The 14,857-nt window shown below is 68.9% G+C and carries 15 protein-coding genes; 11 read left to right on the top strand and 4 right to left on the bottom strand.

The annotated features are described in order from the left end of the window. Positions 1 to 5: 5 nt before the first annotated feature. Positions 6 to 626, bottom strand: coding sequence for an AIM24 family protein (locus ABFT43_RS16555; RefSeq protein ID WP_006901148.1), 621 nt, complete (start codon positions 624 to 626; stop codon positions 6 to 8). A 233-nt stretch (positions 627 to 859) separates the two neighbouring features. On the opposite strand from ABFT43_RS16555, the gene ABFT43_RS16560 reads away from it, so the two are divergent. From ABFT43_RS16560 to ABFT43_RS16580, 5 genes are all read left to right on the top strand, one after another. Further along, positions 860 to 1,972: a hypothetical protein gene (locus ABFT43_RS16560; RefSeq protein WP_347961411.1), complete on the top strand. Its 1,113-nt coding sequence runs from the start codon at positions 860 to 862 to the stop codon at positions 1,970 to 1,972. Then, positions 1,969 to 3,183, top strand: coding sequence for an HpcH/HpaI aldolase/citrate lyase family protein (locus tag ABFT43_RS16565; protein WP_347961412.1), 1,215 nt, complete (start codon positions 1,969 to 1,971; stop codon positions 3,181 to 3,183). The genes ABFT43_RS16560 and ABFT43_RS16565 overlap by 4 nt, the downstream gene beginning before the upstream one ends. Beyond that, positions 3,180 to 4,496 carry a phosphoribosyltransferase family protein gene (locus ABFT43_RS16570; protein WP_347961413.1) on the top strand — a complete coding sequence of 439 codons (1,317 nt, stop codon included), beginning with the start codon at positions 3,180 to 3,182 and terminating at the stop codon, positions 4,494 to 4,496. Before ABFT43_RS16565 ends, ABFT43_RS16570 begins: the two co-directional genes overlap by 4 nt. Then, positions 4,493 to 5,626, top strand: coding sequence for a cysteine protease StiP family protein (locus ABFT43_RS16575; RefSeq protein WP_347961414.1), 1,134 nt, complete (start codon positions 4,493 to 4,495; stop codon positions 5,624 to 5,626). The genes ABFT43_RS16570 and ABFT43_RS16575 overlap by 4 nt, the downstream gene beginning before the upstream one ends. Before the next feature lie 161 nt (positions 5,627 to 5,787). Then, entirely contained in the window at positions 5,788 to 6,564 is a 777-nt protein-coding gene (locus tag ABFT43_RS16580) for an HAD family hydrolase (protein ID WP_347961499.1), read from the top strand. A 13-nt stretch (positions 6,565 to 6,577) separates the two neighbouring features. On the opposite strand, the gene ABFT43_RS16585 is transcribed toward ABFT43_RS16580, so the two are convergent. Continuing rightward, on the bottom strand, positions 6,578 to 7,318 hold the full coding sequence (locus ABFT43_RS16585) for an MSMEG_1198 family transcriptional regulator (RefSeq protein ID WP_347961415.1): 741 nt from the start codon (positions 7,316 to 7,318) through the stop codon (positions 6,578 to 6,580). Positions 7,319 to 7,605: 287 nt separating this feature from the next. Between ABFT43_RS16585 and ABFT43_RS16590 the strand changes: the two genes are divergently transcribed. The 4 genes from ABFT43_RS16590 to ABFT43_RS16605 all read left to right on the top strand — a co-directional run bounded on the left by ABFT43_RS16590 (position 7,606) and on the right by ABFT43_RS16605 (position 10,940). Beyond that, positions 7,606 to 8,283 carry a helix-turn-helix transcriptional regulator gene (locus ABFT43_RS16590; RefSeq protein WP_347961416.1) on the top strand — a complete coding sequence of 226 codons (678 nt, stop codon included), beginning with the start codon at positions 7,606 to 7,608 and terminating at the stop codon, positions 8,281 to 8,283. Between the two features lie 42 nt (positions 8,284 to 8,325). Beyond that, positions 8,326 to 8,580, top strand: a complete 255-nt coding sequence (locus tag ABFT43_RS16595) for a hypothetical protein (protein WP_347961417.1) — start codon at positions 8,326 to 8,328, stop codon at positions 8,578 to 8,580. 288 nt (positions 8,581 to 8,868) lie between these two features. Continuing rightward, positions 8,869 to 9,489, top strand: coding sequence for an SRPBCC family protein (locus tag ABFT43_RS16600; RefSeq protein WP_347961418.1), 621 nt, complete (start codon positions 8,869 to 8,871; stop codon positions 9,487 to 9,489). Between the two features lie 59 nt (positions 9,490 to 9,548). After that, a complete protein-coding gene (locus ABFT43_RS16605; protein WP_347961419.1) occupies positions 9,549 to 10,940 on the top strand; it encodes an acyl-CoA synthetase in 1,392 nt (463 codons plus the stop codon). A gap of 155 nt (positions 10,941 to 11,095) precedes the next feature. Here ABFT43_RS16605 and ABFT43_RS16610 read toward each other — a convergent pair whose 3' ends face one another. After that, positions 11,096 to 12,277, bottom strand: a complete 1,182-nt coding sequence (locus ABFT43_RS16610; protein ID WP_347961420.1) for an alpha/beta fold hydrolase — start codon at positions 12,275 to 12,277, stop codon at positions 11,096 to 11,098. Continuing rightward, the gene (locus ABFT43_RS16615) at positions 12,274 to 13,392 is read right to left on the bottom strand and encodes a homogentisate 1,2-dioxygenase (protein WP_347961421.1); all 1,119 of its coding nucleotides are present in this window, start codon (positions 13,390 to 13,392) and stop codon (positions 12,274 to 12,276) included. The genes ABFT43_RS16610 and ABFT43_RS16615 overlap by 4 nt, the downstream gene beginning before the upstream one ends. A gap of 208 nt (positions 13,393 to 13,600) precedes the next feature. On the opposite strand from ABFT43_RS16615, the gene ABFT43_RS16620 reads away from it, so the two are divergent. Beyond that, positions 13,601 to 14,209, top strand: coding sequence for a TetR/AcrR family transcriptional regulator (locus ABFT43_RS16620; RefSeq protein ID WP_347961422.1), 609 nt, complete (start codon positions 13,601 to 13,603; stop codon positions 14,207 to 14,209). Between the two features lie 55 nt (positions 14,210 to 14,264). After that, positions 14,265 to 14,849, top strand: a complete 585-nt coding sequence (locus tag ABFT43_RS16625) for a GNAT family N-acetyltransferase (protein WP_347961423.1) — start codon at positions 14,265 to 14,267, stop codon at positions 14,847 to 14,849. The last annotated feature ends 8 nt before the right edge of the window (positions 14,850 to 14,857 follow it).

Raw genomic sequence — 14,857 nt, forward strand, 5'->3', positions numbered from 1 at the left:
CGCCCTCACCGCTCGGCCGGCTGGATCGACACGACGCCGGTACCGTCCCAGCGCAGCGAGAATGCCTCGCCGCTGCCCTGGCCGATCACCGACCGCCAGGACACGTCGGTCACGAACGACTGGCTCAATTGCCCACGCGCACAGACGAAGGCGTCCGGATCGACCACGAGCGGGTACTGCGGTGACACCTCGAGGTGGATGAGCGGCCCACCGTTGGAGATGAGCGCCACCTGTCCGTGCCCGGTGACCGTCGTCGTGAACAACCCCTGACCCGACGACGCACCGCGCAGGCCTGCGAAGGTGACGTTGGTCTGCAGGTTCCCGTTGAGCACCATCAGCTGCTCGGACTCGACCTGCAGCGTCTCGTTGTTCAGTTCGATGATCGTGGTCTCCGCGGCGTCGTGCGCGAAGTAGACGACACCGGTGCCCGACGCCTCCATGAGCGACAGGCCCTCACCGGTCGCCCGCTGTTTCAGGCCGGCGAGCACCCCGTCGCCTCCACCGAAGCCGGCCGACTTGAACGCGACCTGCCCCTCGTAGGCGACCATCGATCCGCTCAACGCACGAACCGCGGTGTTGTTCAGCCTCGCCTCGACCACACGTTTGGAGCGTTGTACCAATTGCATTCGACGTGCCTCTCTCGCCGGGGAGGTCGCCTCTCGACCGCCCCTCGTACGCCCGACGACGCACGTCCGCACACCCAACGTCCCGGCCTCCCCACCGCCACGAGGCGGCGGATGCGGCCACGGACGCGGATGAAATCAGCCGATAGCATCGGAGCGTGCCCGGAAACTTCGTACGTCGTTGGTTCGGCAACGATTCACGCACGAATTCCGCGCCGCCTGCATCCTCGGAACAAATGACATCGGCCTTCCTCGAGTCCGAGTCCGTCATCGCCGACATCGATCCGGCCGTCGGCGCCGCCGCCGCCCTCGACCCGCAGACCCCGTTGCGCGGGGCGTGGTCGACGCTGCGGGAGGAGCATGCGCGGGTGACCGCCGACTATCTCCGGCTGGCGTCGCCGACCGAGGGCGCGCGCATCCGTGAGCAGGACTTCGAGCGTGTCACGCAGGCGCTGCGCGGCGTCACCGCGTCGATGCGCCGCTTCGCCGACACCCACGACGACGCCCTCCGGCGCGCCCGCCGCGCGGTGCAGGCCGCTGCGGCCCAGGAGTACGAGGCCAGGGTCGCGGCGAACCGGGCGATGACCGCCCTCGAGAACGCCGGGCCGTCATTCGGTCGACTGCGGACGGTGACAGAGGCCACCGATGCGCTGAGCCGGGCGCTGCATCACTTCGAGCAGGCCACCGGGATCGGCGAGCGGCGTTCCGCATCGGCCGCGGTGATCACGGCGGCGACGGCCCTCGAGCGGGTGCTCGCCGAGGCCCCGAACTACGCCGAACGAGCCCGTCAGGTCATCCGGTCGGTGGATACTCGACGCAGCGCGATATCGACCCGCCGCGCCCAGGTGCCAGAGTTGCTCTCGGTCCTCCGACGCGAGTTCAGCGCGGACTGTTCGGCCGATCTCGAGCGCACCGAGGCGGTCGTCGACGAGCGACTCGCCCACGCCGACGACGCACTCGCGGCGGCGCGCGCGATGCTGGCCGACGCCCCCGACCAGGCGATCGAACGGGCCGACGCGGCTCGCGACGACCTCTCGGTGGCCGAGGATGCGGTCAACGCGGTGTTCGAGCGAGTGCGGGTGCTCCGCGAGGTGCGCTCGGACCCGCAGGAGGCCGAACGACAGGTCCGTTTCCGGCTGCGCGACGCGCAACTGTTCGCGGTGAACCACTCTCTGGTTGACGAATGGGGCTCTGTCCTCGATGCTCAGGCCGACCGGATCGAGCGTGCAAGGGGGGACCTCGATCGCGTCCACCCCGACTACTGGGGTTACCTCACCCAGTTGCGCGCAGTTGACGACCGGATCGCTGAGATCATCTCCCGGATGAGAGGACAGGTGACGGCACGATGACGATCACCGCACGAGACGACACCGGACTCGAACCCGGAACAATCCGACATTTCGACCACCTGGGACCCGGCGTCGTGGAGTCCCTGTTCTGCCGGGCACCGGAACCGATCGATCGGGCGTGGCCCGCACAGCGTTTGGCGATCGCCCTGGGCGCAACTCTCTACGTCCCCGCCACGCGTCCCGATCTCGCCGCCGTGATCCGCAAGCGGCGCGCCGAGGGCGTGATCTCGATGGTGATCGATCTCGAGGACGCCGTGGCCGACCACGAGGAGGCCGACGCCATCGGTCATGCGGTCGACGCACTCCGCGACATCGCCGCCGACCCCGGCCACCCGATGCTGCTGTTCGTCCGGCCGCGTTCGGCCGATCGCATCCTCACGATCGCCTCGGCACTCGACGACCCACGGGCTCTCACCGGTTTCGTGATCCCGAAGTTCAACTCCGCCAACGCCCACGACGCCCTCGACGCGGTGAGGCGGGCCAGCGCGCTGCTCGGACAACACCTCTGGGTGATGCCGGTGCTCGAGTCCGCGTCGGTGGTCCATCGCGAGACCCGCGACGAGGAACTCGCGGCGATCACCGCACATCTGGCCGCGTACCGCTCGAACGTGCTCGCCGTGCGGATCGGCGCGACCGACATCTGCGGGTTCTTCGGTATCCGTCGTGACCGCGATCTCACCATCTACGACGTCCGGGTCGCCGCCGACGTCATCGCCGGCATCGTCAACCATCTCGGCCGCTGCGACGAGTCGGGGTTCATCGTGACCGGCCCGGTGTGGGAGTACTTCGCCGACCATGAGCGGCTCTTCCAGCCGACGTTGCGCCACACTCCTTTCCGCGAGAACGACGCGGCGTACTTCCGCCAGCAACTGGTCAGCCGGGACATGGACGGGCTGTTGCGCGAGATCACCCTCGACCGCGCCAACGGGATCCACGGCAAGACCGTCATCCACCCGGCCCACGTCGCAGCGGTCCACGCGCTGTCGGCGGTCACCCACGAGGAGTATCACGATGCGCTCGACATTCTCGCCGCCGAGACGGGTGGGGTGCGGGCATCGTCGTATCGCAACAAGATGAACGAGTTGAAGCCACATCGCAACTGGGCGCTTCGCGTCATGGATCGCGCCGCCGCGTTCGGCGTCACCCGGCAGGGGGTCACCTTCGTCGACCTGCTGACCGCGCTCGCCGCCCCGGGCCCGGTGGCCCGGTGACCGACACCACCACCCCGGCCGAACGTGAACTCGACTGGGTCACCGAGCGTTTCGGTGTCGAGGTGACCCCCGACGGCGACGGGTACGCCGGCCACTCGCTGCGCGACCTCGTCGTGCTCGGGTTGCGCCGCAACCGCCGCCGCGCACACCTGCTCGTGTCGACGGTGCTCGGTAAGCACATCCCGACACCTCCGCGCCGGGTGCGCGGGGCCGCCGACGACCTGGGGACCGCGATCGTGGACCGCATCGGCGCCGCGGCCGCCCGTGACGCGGTCGTATTCGGGTTCGCCGAGACCGCCACCGGCCTCGGACACTGCGTGGCCGAGGCGATCTCCGCATCGCGCTATCTCCACTCCACCCGCCGGCACCTGCCCGGCGTGGTCGTATCGGGCACCTTCGAGGAAGGCCACTCGCACGCCACCACGCATCTGCTGCAGCCGAGCGATCCCGCATTCCTCGACGCCCGCACACCCGAGGAGACGCTGATCCTGGTCGACGACGAGATCTCCACCGGTATCACCGCACTCGGCGCTATCGAGACCATCGTCGCCACTCGACCCCGCACCCGCTTCGTCGTGGCGTCCCTGGTGGACATGCGCACCGCCGACCAACGGGCACACTGCGACAAGATCGCGGCCGAACTCGGCGTCGAGGTGGACCACGTCTCACTGGCCCAGGGATCGGTGTCCCTGCCGCCCGCGCTGCTCGACGACGTGTGGGAACTGCGGTCCGCCGATCTCAACCCGGTCGCCCCGGAACGCGGTGGGGTGACGACGATCGCGGTCGACTGGCCGATCTCCGTCCCCGACGGCGGGCGACACGGATTCCTCCGCGAGGACTCGGAGTCCTTCCACCGCGCGACCGACGCCGCGGCCGAGCTCGTCGCCGCGCGCCTCGACCCGGCCCGGCCCGTCGTCGTGATCGGTCACGAGGAACTCATGTACGCGCCGCTGTGCATCGCCGAGGCCATCGAGCGGCGCGGATTCACCACCGGGTATCAGACCACCACCCGGTCACCGGCCCAGGTCCACGACGTGCCCGGGTACCCGCTGCGCCGCGGATTCCGGTTCCGTTCACCCGAATCCGATCCCGACACGCCGCGCTATATCTACAACGTGGCGTCGGATGCCCTGCCGGATCCCCAGGTGGTGCTCGTCGTCGACACCCCGGCCGACACCGATGACCTGCGCGCGCAGGGCGGGCTGCTCGACGTCCTGACCGCCGCCGGGCACCCGGTCACCCTGGCGATCCTGCCCGCGACCCCGCAGCGGGTCATACCGGAACCCGATGGACAACAGGAGGTCTCGCGATGACCGGCCGCACCGAGGCACTGACCCCGCCGCTGCGGGGCCCCGGGTTCGGATCGTATGCACCCGATGAGGTCACGTGGTTGCTGAAGGACCTTTCCGACGTCGCCCTCGAAGGCGATCTCCGCGAGCGCGAGCGTCGAATCCAGTCCGGGCAGGCGCATTACGCCGAGTCGCTGCCGATCGAGTACCAGCCGGGCACCGAGTATCAGCGGCTGTTCCACGACACGCTGCGCTCATCGGCTCGGCGGCTCGCCGAGGCAGTCGGAGTCGTCGCGGAACTCATTCTCGCGGAACGTCATTCCTCGCCGACACTGGTGTCGCTCGCCCGCGCCGGCACGCCGGTGGGCATCCTCATCCGGCGCTGGATGGAGACGATGCACGGCATCGCTCCCCGGCATTACACGATCTCGATCGTGCGTGACCGCGGAATCGACACGGTCGCACTCGATCACATCGTCGACCGGCATCCCGCCGAGTCGATCGTCTTCGTCGACGGCTGGACCGGCAAGGGCGCCATCCAGCGCGAGCTCACCGCCGCCCTCACCGAATACGCACGACTCCCCGATCGCCCCCGCCTCGCCGACGAGCTCGCCGTGCTCGCCGACCCGGGATCGTGCACCACGCTGTACGGCACCCGCGACGACTTCCTCATCGCGTCCGCGTGCCTGAACTCCACCGTCTCGGGGCTGGTGTCGCGGACGGTCCTCAACGCCGACCACATCGGCCCGGGCGAGTTCCACGGCGCCAAGTGCTATCGGCACCTCGCCGGGTTCGACGTCTCCGGGGAGTTGCTCGACACGGTGAGCGCCGAATTCTCCGTCGTCGCCGACCGCGTCCGGGCGGCGCTGGCCGCGATGACGCCGGCGAGCCGGACCCCGACGTGGGCGGGCTGGAGGTCGGTGGAACAGATCCGGCTCGAGTACGGACTGTCGTCGGTCAACCTCGTCAAGCCCGGCGTCGGCGAGACCACGCGCGTCCTGCTGCGGCGGGTGCCGTGGCGGGTCCTGGTGCGCGCCGACGATCTGCCCGAGCATCGTCACATCCGACTCCTCGCGGCCGAACGCGACGTCCCGGTGGAGGTGTCACCCGGTCTCGCGTACTCATGCGTCGGGTTGATCAAGGAGGACGCATGAGCGACGGCGCCCCGGTCTCGCCCCACGGGAGCGGGGCGTCCACCGAGCGCGGGAGCGCCCAGATCACCACCGAGCGCGGGAGCGCCCAGATCACCACCGAGCGCGGGAGCGCCCTGATCGCCACCGACCTCGACCGCACGCTGATCTTCTCCGAGGCGGCGATGGGCGCCGAGCAGTTCGCGGACCTCGACGTCGTGTGCGTCGAGATCTACCGCGGTGGGCCGTTGTCGTACATGACGACCACCGGCGTCGAACTCCTCACCCGGCTCGCCGACGAGGTGCCGGTGGTTCCGACGACCACGCGAACGCCCGAGCAGTACCGGCGGATCGCGCTGCCCGCGCGGTTCCGGTACGCGGTCGCCAGCAACGGCGGACGCATCCTCGTCGACGGTGAGGACGACCCCGACTGGCGACGCGGCGTCGAACGCGAGGTGCGGGCGTCGGGAGCGGATCTCGACGAGGTGCTCTCGGCACTCCGCGGCCGCGTGGACGATTCGTGGGTGCGGTCGCTGCGGACCGCCGACGACCTGTTCTGCTACCTGGTCGTCGAACCGGATGGGCAGCCGGCGTCGTTCCTGTCCGACTGGCAGGAGTGGTGTTCCGCCCGCGGCTGGACCGCGTCGCAGCAGGGCCGCAAGATCTACGCGACCCCACGGTCGCTCACGAAGTCGTCGGCGGTGGCGGAGGTGCGTCGACGACTGATCGACGACGAGGTCCTCGCGGCGGACGCAGAGCTCTACGCCGCCGGCGACGGCCGGCTGGACGCCGACCTGCTGCGGTACGCCGACCACGCGATCAGGCCCCGCCACGGCGAACTCGAGGCCCTCGGCTGGACAGCGCCCGGACTAACGGTCACCGAGCAGACCGGCGCGCGTGCCGGTGTCGAGATCCTCGAGTGGTTCCGCGACCGGTGCCCGGTTCCGATCGCGCAGACCTGAGGCGCCGCGACGGTCAGGGCATCGGCGCCAGGACGTCGGTATGCCCGTGCCGCCTGCACCAGCTGACCAGGTAGCGCGCATGGAGTCCGCACCACCGGTAGACCGCTGCCTGCGTCATCGGCGAATCGATGGGCTGCTCGCCGCGCGCCTCGATGAGCGGTCCCAGGTAGTGGCTGGTGACCTTGTTGGCCGTGTTGGGCGAGACCTTCGCCGCCCGCGCCAGACTTGCACCGTCGGAGGCGTTGCCGGACGCGATCGCCCCGGCCAGTCGGCCCGCGGTGTGTCCGCGCTGTCCGGTCAGCAGCTTGTAGAGCGGCATGCGACGCGGCGCCGGGGCCCTGTCGGCGATCGTCTGTCCGAGGGCGGCGGCCCGCACCGCGTTCACCAGGGCGGTGAACCCCTCGGACTTCGAGATGACGCCGACCACCTCGTCGCGCAACCGCGCTTCGTCGAGGTGATCCTGCTCCATGCCGTGACCCTGGGTGGCGAGGATGACGGGGGCATGTCGGTCGTGCTTGTCGAGGACGTCGATCGCATCGAGGCCGTCGAACCGCCATTCCATCTCGGGCTTGTTCCAGATGAGGTCGGCGACGACCACGTCGAACCGGAAGTTGCCGGCGACATTGTGGATGAATTCGTCCTCGTCGGTGGCGACGGCGACGAGCGCGGGTTCGAGGGCGGACTGCAGCGGTGCTTGCACGACGTGGCCGAGCGGCGACGCGACCAGCACCCGTAGACGGTTCGGCACGAGCATGATTTTGCCTGAGTTGAGCCTTTCGTGCGCGATCGCGCACGCAATTCGGTCAAACAGGCGTAATAGAGGTCAATTCCTTATCAATCAGGTCGTAAAAATCGTGACTTGGCGGGACAAGTTCGCAACCCTAGAGAAAGCAGGTGTTTTGCAGGAGGCAACTCCGCCGGAAACGTCTGTTCTGATCGCGAGAAAGGTCGATCACGGCTTCGGGGCATGAGTCGATCGGCCCCATGGCGATGTCCGAGGCCGGTTTCATGACGAACCGTGTCGACAGGAGGACCGTATCGATGTCAGCGCCCCTCGATGAACTCCAACGCCCACATGAACCACCCGGCAGAACGGTACCGCCGCGTCTGACCTCGCTCACGCGGGCGGCCTCGACCGTGCCGACCACCGCGGCGTCGGCGCGGCGACTCGTTGCCATCGTGGCCGAAGGCGATCTCTACGACGCCGCGCTCGTGGCCCTCGTCGAGGGTTGCGGTTACAGCGCCGCCCTGGCCGAACCTGCGCAGCTCCCCTCTCTGCGCAACCCGGCCGTTCTGATCGTCCGGTCCACGGGAGTCCTCAACCTGGTCAGACGAGCGCCGCTGCTGCGGAGCACCCGCGTCATCTTCCTCGGCGACGGCCTCGTCGGGCGGGATCACATCCGGATCTCGCCTCGCGGGCACGGCGCCGAGGCCGCGCTCAAACAAACGCTGGCGAAGATCGCCGGCCCGCCCGAGCACGCGACCGCGGTCGCGCCCGCCAACCGGGTTCGGGTGACCGAGCGGGAACGCGAGATCCTGCAGACGTACACACTCGGTGCCACTCTCCGGGAGACCTCGCAGATCCATCGGATCGCGGAGAGCACGGTGCGGGAGCACTACCGGCGCGTGGTCCGACGCTACGAGGAGGCCGGTCGCCCGATCGGGAACAAGGCACAGTTGCTCCTCGAGTTCATGGCGGACGGGTGGGTGCGGCCCTGACCTATTGACACGTCCGCAAGGCTCCGGTCCCAGAGCCCGGTGGTGACCCGATACCCACGACTCGGCGTCGTGAACGGCGAAGACCAAGGTCATGCCGTCACCTCCCGCCTCCGGCGCCCGATCACCACCGCTGACGACAGCGGACGCACCCAGTCGGCCGCAGCTCTCGTCGTCGATCTGCTCATCGCCTACCAGGCCGTCGACGGTGGCCCGGCGCTTCACGACGACCATCGGCGATTGCCCGGGAGGTTGCAGCACACGCCCTTCGACCCGTGGACGGTCCGGGGATGCTCTTGATCCTCCTGATCGGCGTCCCGCCGTCGCCGGCCGCGCTCGCGGTCACGCTCTGCCGGTTCCTCCGCGGCGGGGCGTTCTCGGCAGGGTGCTCGGCGGAGCCTCGCTCGTCACGTGGATCGCCGTACAGTTGGCGGTGTTGCAGGTCTTCCTGCAGCCGTGATCGCGGTGCCCGGGGGCGGTCGAGATCTCGGCGCCCCTGCCCCGGCTCTGGCGTCGGGCAGTGTGGCACCGGAGCACGCAGCCCGTGTCACCGAGCCCTCTGACCCCTGCGACCGACCGGAGCATCGAATGGAGCACCGCTCGCTGACCCTCGCCGCCGGCCTGGCCGTCGTGGCGGCCGCCGCCGAGACGTACCGGTCGTTCGTACGGCCGTGGGTGATGACCTGGGGCGCCACGGTCGACGAGGTGACCGCGACGCTGCCCGGCGACGAGCACCTGCCCGACGCCGACGGCATCGCCACGCGGGCGATCACCATCGGCGCGCCGCCCGAGGCGATCTACCCGTGGATCGTGCAGATCGGTCCGTCGCCACGAGGCGGCGCGTACACCTACGACTGGGTGGAGGATCTCCTCGGGCTCGACATGCACAGCACTGACCGCATACTCGAGGACTTCCGGCAGCCGGAGGTCGGCGACACGATCGGCGATGCCCCGGACGCGCCGAAGATCGTGGTCGCAGAACCCAACCGGGCATTCGCCACCCTCAGCGGCGACGGCGACTGGCTGTGGTCGTTCACCTTGGTGCCCCACGGCGCCGACACCCGGCTCATCAGCCGCAACCGATTTCGGTTGCGGAGCCTCGGCAAGCGGCTGGGCATGATCCCGATGGAACCGGGTTCGCTGGTCATGGAACGCAAGATGCTCCGCGGGATCAAAGAGCGCGCAGAGCATCTCGCGCACAACCGCTGAGGAGCGCGCCGGAGACCACCCTCCACGGCAGACCGCCCGGTTCGTGGCACTCTGGGAGAGTGCTGTTGCCGACGTTGACCCCCACAGCCCCGGATGACCCCGAAGTCGTCCGCATCGGCGACGACCACCTGTCACGCGAGGATCTCGTTGGAGCCGCGACCGCCGTCGCCGAACGGATCGCGGGCGCCCGAACCGTCGCGGTGCTGGCACAACCCACGGTCGAGACGGTCCTCGCGGTCGTCGGCGGACTGATCGCCGGTGTGCCCGTCGTCCCGGTACCGCCCGATTCCGGTCCCCGCGAACTCGGACACATCCTGTCCGACTCCGGCGCCCAGGCCTGGCTGGGGCAGGCACCCTCGGAACCGACGCTGCCCGTCGTGCCGGTCCGGCGCTATGCGAAGTCGTGGCACCGTCACCCGGAAGCGCAGGCCGACTCGACCGCCCTGATCCTGTACACGTCGGGCACCACCGGACTCCCCAAGGGCGTGCCGATCAGCCGACAGGCGATCGCCGAGGGACTCGACGCCCTCGCCGACGCCTGGCTGTGGACCGCCGACGACACGCTCGCGCACGGCCTTCCGCTGTTCCACGTGCACGGTCTCATCCTCGGCGTGCTCGGGCCGCTGCGCCGCGGCGGCCGGTTGATCCACACCGTGAAGCCGACCGCACCCGGGTACGCCGCAGCCGCCGAGGCCGGTGCGTCGATGTACTTCGGGGTGCCGACCGTGTGGAGCCGCGTCGCCGACGATCCCGACGCGGCACGGGCGCTCTCGTCCGCCCGCATGCTGGTATCGGGCAGCGCACCGCTGCCCGTGCCGGTCTTCGCGCGGATCCGCGACCTGACCGGCCACGAGATCGTCGAGCGCTACGGCATGACCGAGACGCTCATCACCGTCAGCACCCGCGTCGACGGCGAACGTCGCCCCGGTTGGGTCGGATTGCCGCTGGCCGGCGTCGAGACCCGGCTCCGGGAGGGCGACGAGGACGTCCCCCACGACGGGGAGAGCGTCGGCGACCTCCACGTGCGGGGTCCGATGATGTCGTCGGGCTACCTCAACCGGCCCGAGGCCACCGCCGAATCCTGGCTCGAGGACGGCTTCTTCGCCACCGGCGACGTCGCGGTGATCGACCCGTCCGGCATGCACCGCATCGTCGGCCGACGCGCCACCGACCTCATCAAGTCCGGCGGATTCCGTATCGGTGCGGGCGAGATCGAGACGGTGCTGCTCGCCCACCCGGCGGTACGAGAGGTCGCGGTCATCGGTGTGCCCGACGACTACCTCGGCCAGCGGATCGTCGCATACGTGGTCGGTGACCGGGTCGCCGACACCGAGCTCATCGAGTTCGTCGCGGGTGAGCTGTCGAACCACAAGCGCCCGCGCGAGATCCGGTTCGTCGACGAGCTGCCGCGGAACGCGATGGGGAAGGTGCAGAAGAAGCTGCTGGGCTAGGCATCCGCGCCGCCGCCCGCGCCGAACAGCACCCCTGGGATCGATCCTCCCTCGACAGCCTCGCGATCGACACCGTGTCGCCGGCTTCGCTGATGAGGGTCGTTCTCAGGGGCGCTTTTTCAGGGGCGTGTCTCAGGGGCGCCGTCCGGCCGGGCTCAGTTCGCCCAGCCGCGCTCGCCGAGCCATTCGGTGATGATCCCGACCGCCTCCTTGAGCTTGGGGATCTGGTCGCGGCCCGAGTAGTAGTGCGTCGCACCGACGATCGTGTGCATCGTCTTGTCCGGATGGCCCACCGCGTCGTACAGCCGCTTGGTGTGGCTGGGTGTGCACGCGTTATCGGCCGAGTTGCCGATGACGAGCGTCGGTACCTCGAGATCCGCTGCGCAGCGCGGTCCGTCGCCGTTGGCGTCGTCATAGCTCCACTGCGACAACCAACTCCGCAGCGTCGAGAACCGGGCGAGACCGACCGGGCCCATGTTGACGATGCGCGGATCGCCGAGGTAACACCCGAGTTCGCGATCGCTGGGATCGACGGAGAGGTCCAGCCACCGTGGATCGGCCATGGTCCCGTGCACGATGAAGCCACGCTCCATCAGCGGTTCACCGCGACCGCGGAGGTCGGCCAGCTGCTCCTTCACCCACGCGGTGATGCGCCGGTTGCGGTCGATCTGCGCGGCGCGGTACCGCTCCAGGAACTCCGCGGTGTACGGGGGCTGATTCGGGTTCGCCGGGTTGTAGAGGTCGAGTTCGGGATCGCGCTTGTCCGGGTCGTTCTCGTCGAGGATCGACGGATCCATCCACTCGGTGAGCGTTCCGTGCCGCGACACGTGCGCGGCGAGCAGCATCATTCCGTCGGCGGCGGGCAGGTCGAGCCGGGTGAGGTCCGGCGGCTCCCCCGCCGGGGTCTCGGTGATCGTCGCGTGCTGCGCCTGCTGCTGATAGAACAACGACAACGCTCCGCCGCCGCTCCAGCCGGCCAGGATCACCTTCTCGTAGCCGAGCCGTTCCTTGGCGTCCTTCACGCACGCGCCGAGATCCTGGACGACCTTCTCCATGATCAACGCGCTGTCGACGCCGCGATACCGGCTGTTGCAGTAGATGACATGGTGGCCCGCCCGCGCGAGCGCGTTCGTCATCGGCAGATAGGCGCCGCCACCGATCGGGTGCATGAAGATGATGACGTTCTTCGACGGCACGCCGACGGGTTTGAGCAGGTAGCTCTCGAGCACGACGCTCTCGGTGACCCCGCCGTAGGTGTCCTTGTAGGCCGACGTGTCGTCGAAGACGACGAGGTATGGGATGCGTTCGTACTCGTGACGCGGCAGCGTGGCCGTCATGCGCGGGCTCCTTCCGGGACCTCGGCGGCCGCGGACCCCGCGCCGGAGGTCATGACGGGGGTCGGGATGAGACGACGACGGGTGTCGATCGCGATGACCTTCCATTCGACGCGGTCGAACTCGTCGAACTTGCGCCGCGACCGTTCGCGGGCCCGCTCGGGGATCCCGTGATGCAGACCCTGCGGCGCATGGGAGATGAAGCCGGGCGGCATGTCGACGCCGAACAGCTTGCCGCCGTGGAAGAACGCGATCTCGTCGAAATCGGTGTTGCGGTGGTACCACGGCAACCGCTCGGCGCCCTTGCGGCTCTCGGCCGGACGCGGCAGGAAATTCATCACGTAGACACCCGTCGCCTGCATGAACAGGTGCACGGTCGGTGGGAGGTGCACCGACTCGGACGTGATGACGTCGTAGTCGTCGAGGTTGAAGGTGAACGGGAACAGGTCACCTCGCCACCCCTCGACGTCGAGCGGATGGAACGGGTAGTACAGCGTGGTCTGTCCGTCGCGCTGCCGGAACCGGACCTCGTACTCGTCGCGCCCGTCGCCCTCGAAGACCTCGGCCTCCGGCACGACGACCAGCGAGGAGTCGAACGGGAAGAACCGTCCGAGGACACCCGCCTCGGGCACCCGGAACTCCTCCACCGCCTCGATGATCAGCAGCAGCGACCGGTTGTCGGGCACCTGACGGTAGGTACACCCCTTCGGGATGTAGAGGTAGTCGCCCGGGCGATAGGGCAGCCGGCCGAACTCGGTCTCGAAGTATCCGGTGCCCTCGTGCACGAAGAACAGCTCGTCGCCGTCGACGGGCCGGAACCAGAACGGTGCCGCCTCACCCCGCCGGCTCAGCGAGATGCGGCAGTCGTCGTTGTAGAACATCAGCAGCGGCTCACCCGCGGGGTCGATCTGGTCGGTCGGGGTGAGCTCGGTGACGAACTTGTCGACGCCGGTGTGGGTCCCGACGGCGCGGAACCGGGTCGGATCGTTGCGCCGGTAGAGGTGCGCGGTGCGTCCGGTGAATCCGTACCGGCCGAGCTCGTCGTCCTTGAGGTCCTCGACGTCTCGGTGGACCTGCCGCGGCGTGCGGCCCTTCCGGTGCTGGATGAACGATTCCATGGTTCCACTCCTGGCATGTGGTCGGGGAGGACGAACAGGCGATTCCCTGCGCGGACACCCTCCCCCCGGCGATTCCCGCGCGACTTTTCTGATGCTAGATTCAGGTTCAGATTATGACAAGGGCCACAATTGTCGGCATGCCTCACGCCCACCGGGTGCAGCAGCGTGATTCGATGAAGTGAACCGTCCCGCGGAAGGAGAGTGCGCGGTGCCGCCGACGAACAAGGGACGTCAAACGGAGGCCGCATTCCTCGAGGCAGCCCGACGCTGCTTCGCCGAGAAGGGCTATCTGAACACCAAGATCTCCGACATCGCCGCGGCCGCGGGCCGGTCGACCGGGTCGTTCTACAACTATTACGACAACAAGGATCAGCTGCTCGAGGCGCTTCTCGACCAGTTCAGCAACGAGGTCGTCGAGGCGTCGTTCGCGAGCCGGAACGCCGATCCCGAAGACGGTGTCCGGCAGGCCGTCACCGCGTACTGGACGACCTACAAGAAGTACCTGCCGGAGATCATCGGCCTGTTCCAGATGTCGATGCTCGACGACGACTTCCGGGAGCGCTGGCACGCCCAGCGCGCCGCCGGGATCAAGCAGGTGCTGGCCGGACTCCATGGCGCCGAGCGCGCCGGGCACGCGGTCGGCCTTCCCCTCGAACCGCTCGCGACGGTACTGGTGAACATGCTCGAATCCTCGTGCTGGTCGTGGCTCGCCGTCCGGGGCGGCGTCGCCGGGTCGATTCCCGACGACGAAACGGCCATCGAGATCCTCACCGCCGTCTGGTATCGCACGGTGTACGGATCGGGGACGAACCGCTGAACGCGGACCGGTTCTGGCCCTTGCAACTCCGGAGGCGGCTCGCGACAGTGGGTGCATGACGATCGACGTCCGTCCCGCCACCGTCTTCGAGGACATCGCGACGATGGTCGGCCCCAAGAAGCCGACCTCCAACGTCTGCTGGTGTCTCAGCTATCGGATACCGAGCAAGCAGAACCGGCAGCTGCAGCGCGAGCAGCGCGGCGAGTTCGTCAAACAGTTGTGCGACAGCGGGATCCCGCTCGGAGTTCTCGCGTACGACACAAGTGGGGAGACCGATGAGGTCGTGGGCTGGGCGGCGGTGTCACCCCGTGCAGACACGACGTTCGCCCGCAACCGCAAGATCCTGCACGTCGACGATCTCCCGGTGTGGTGCGTGTGGTGCATCCGGGTCCGGCCCGGTCACCGCAAGAAGGGCATCTCACATGCGCTGGTGGAGGGCGCGGTCGAGTTCGCACGGTCGAAGGGCGCGCCTGTCCTGGAGGCCTACCCCGTCGACAACCGTGGGCAGAAGGTCGATCTCACCATGGCGTATGTCGGAACCCGGGCGCTGTTCGAGAAGCACGGATTCGTCAAGGCCGCGGACACGACGTCGGTGCTGGACGGTTTCCCGCGGGTGCTGATGCGGAAGTCGCTGGGGTGAGCGCGGTT

This window comes from Gordonia aurantiaca (genome assembly GCF_039939235.1).
GTDB lineage: Bacteria > Actinomycetota > Actinomycetes > Mycobacteriales > Mycobacteriaceae > Gordonia.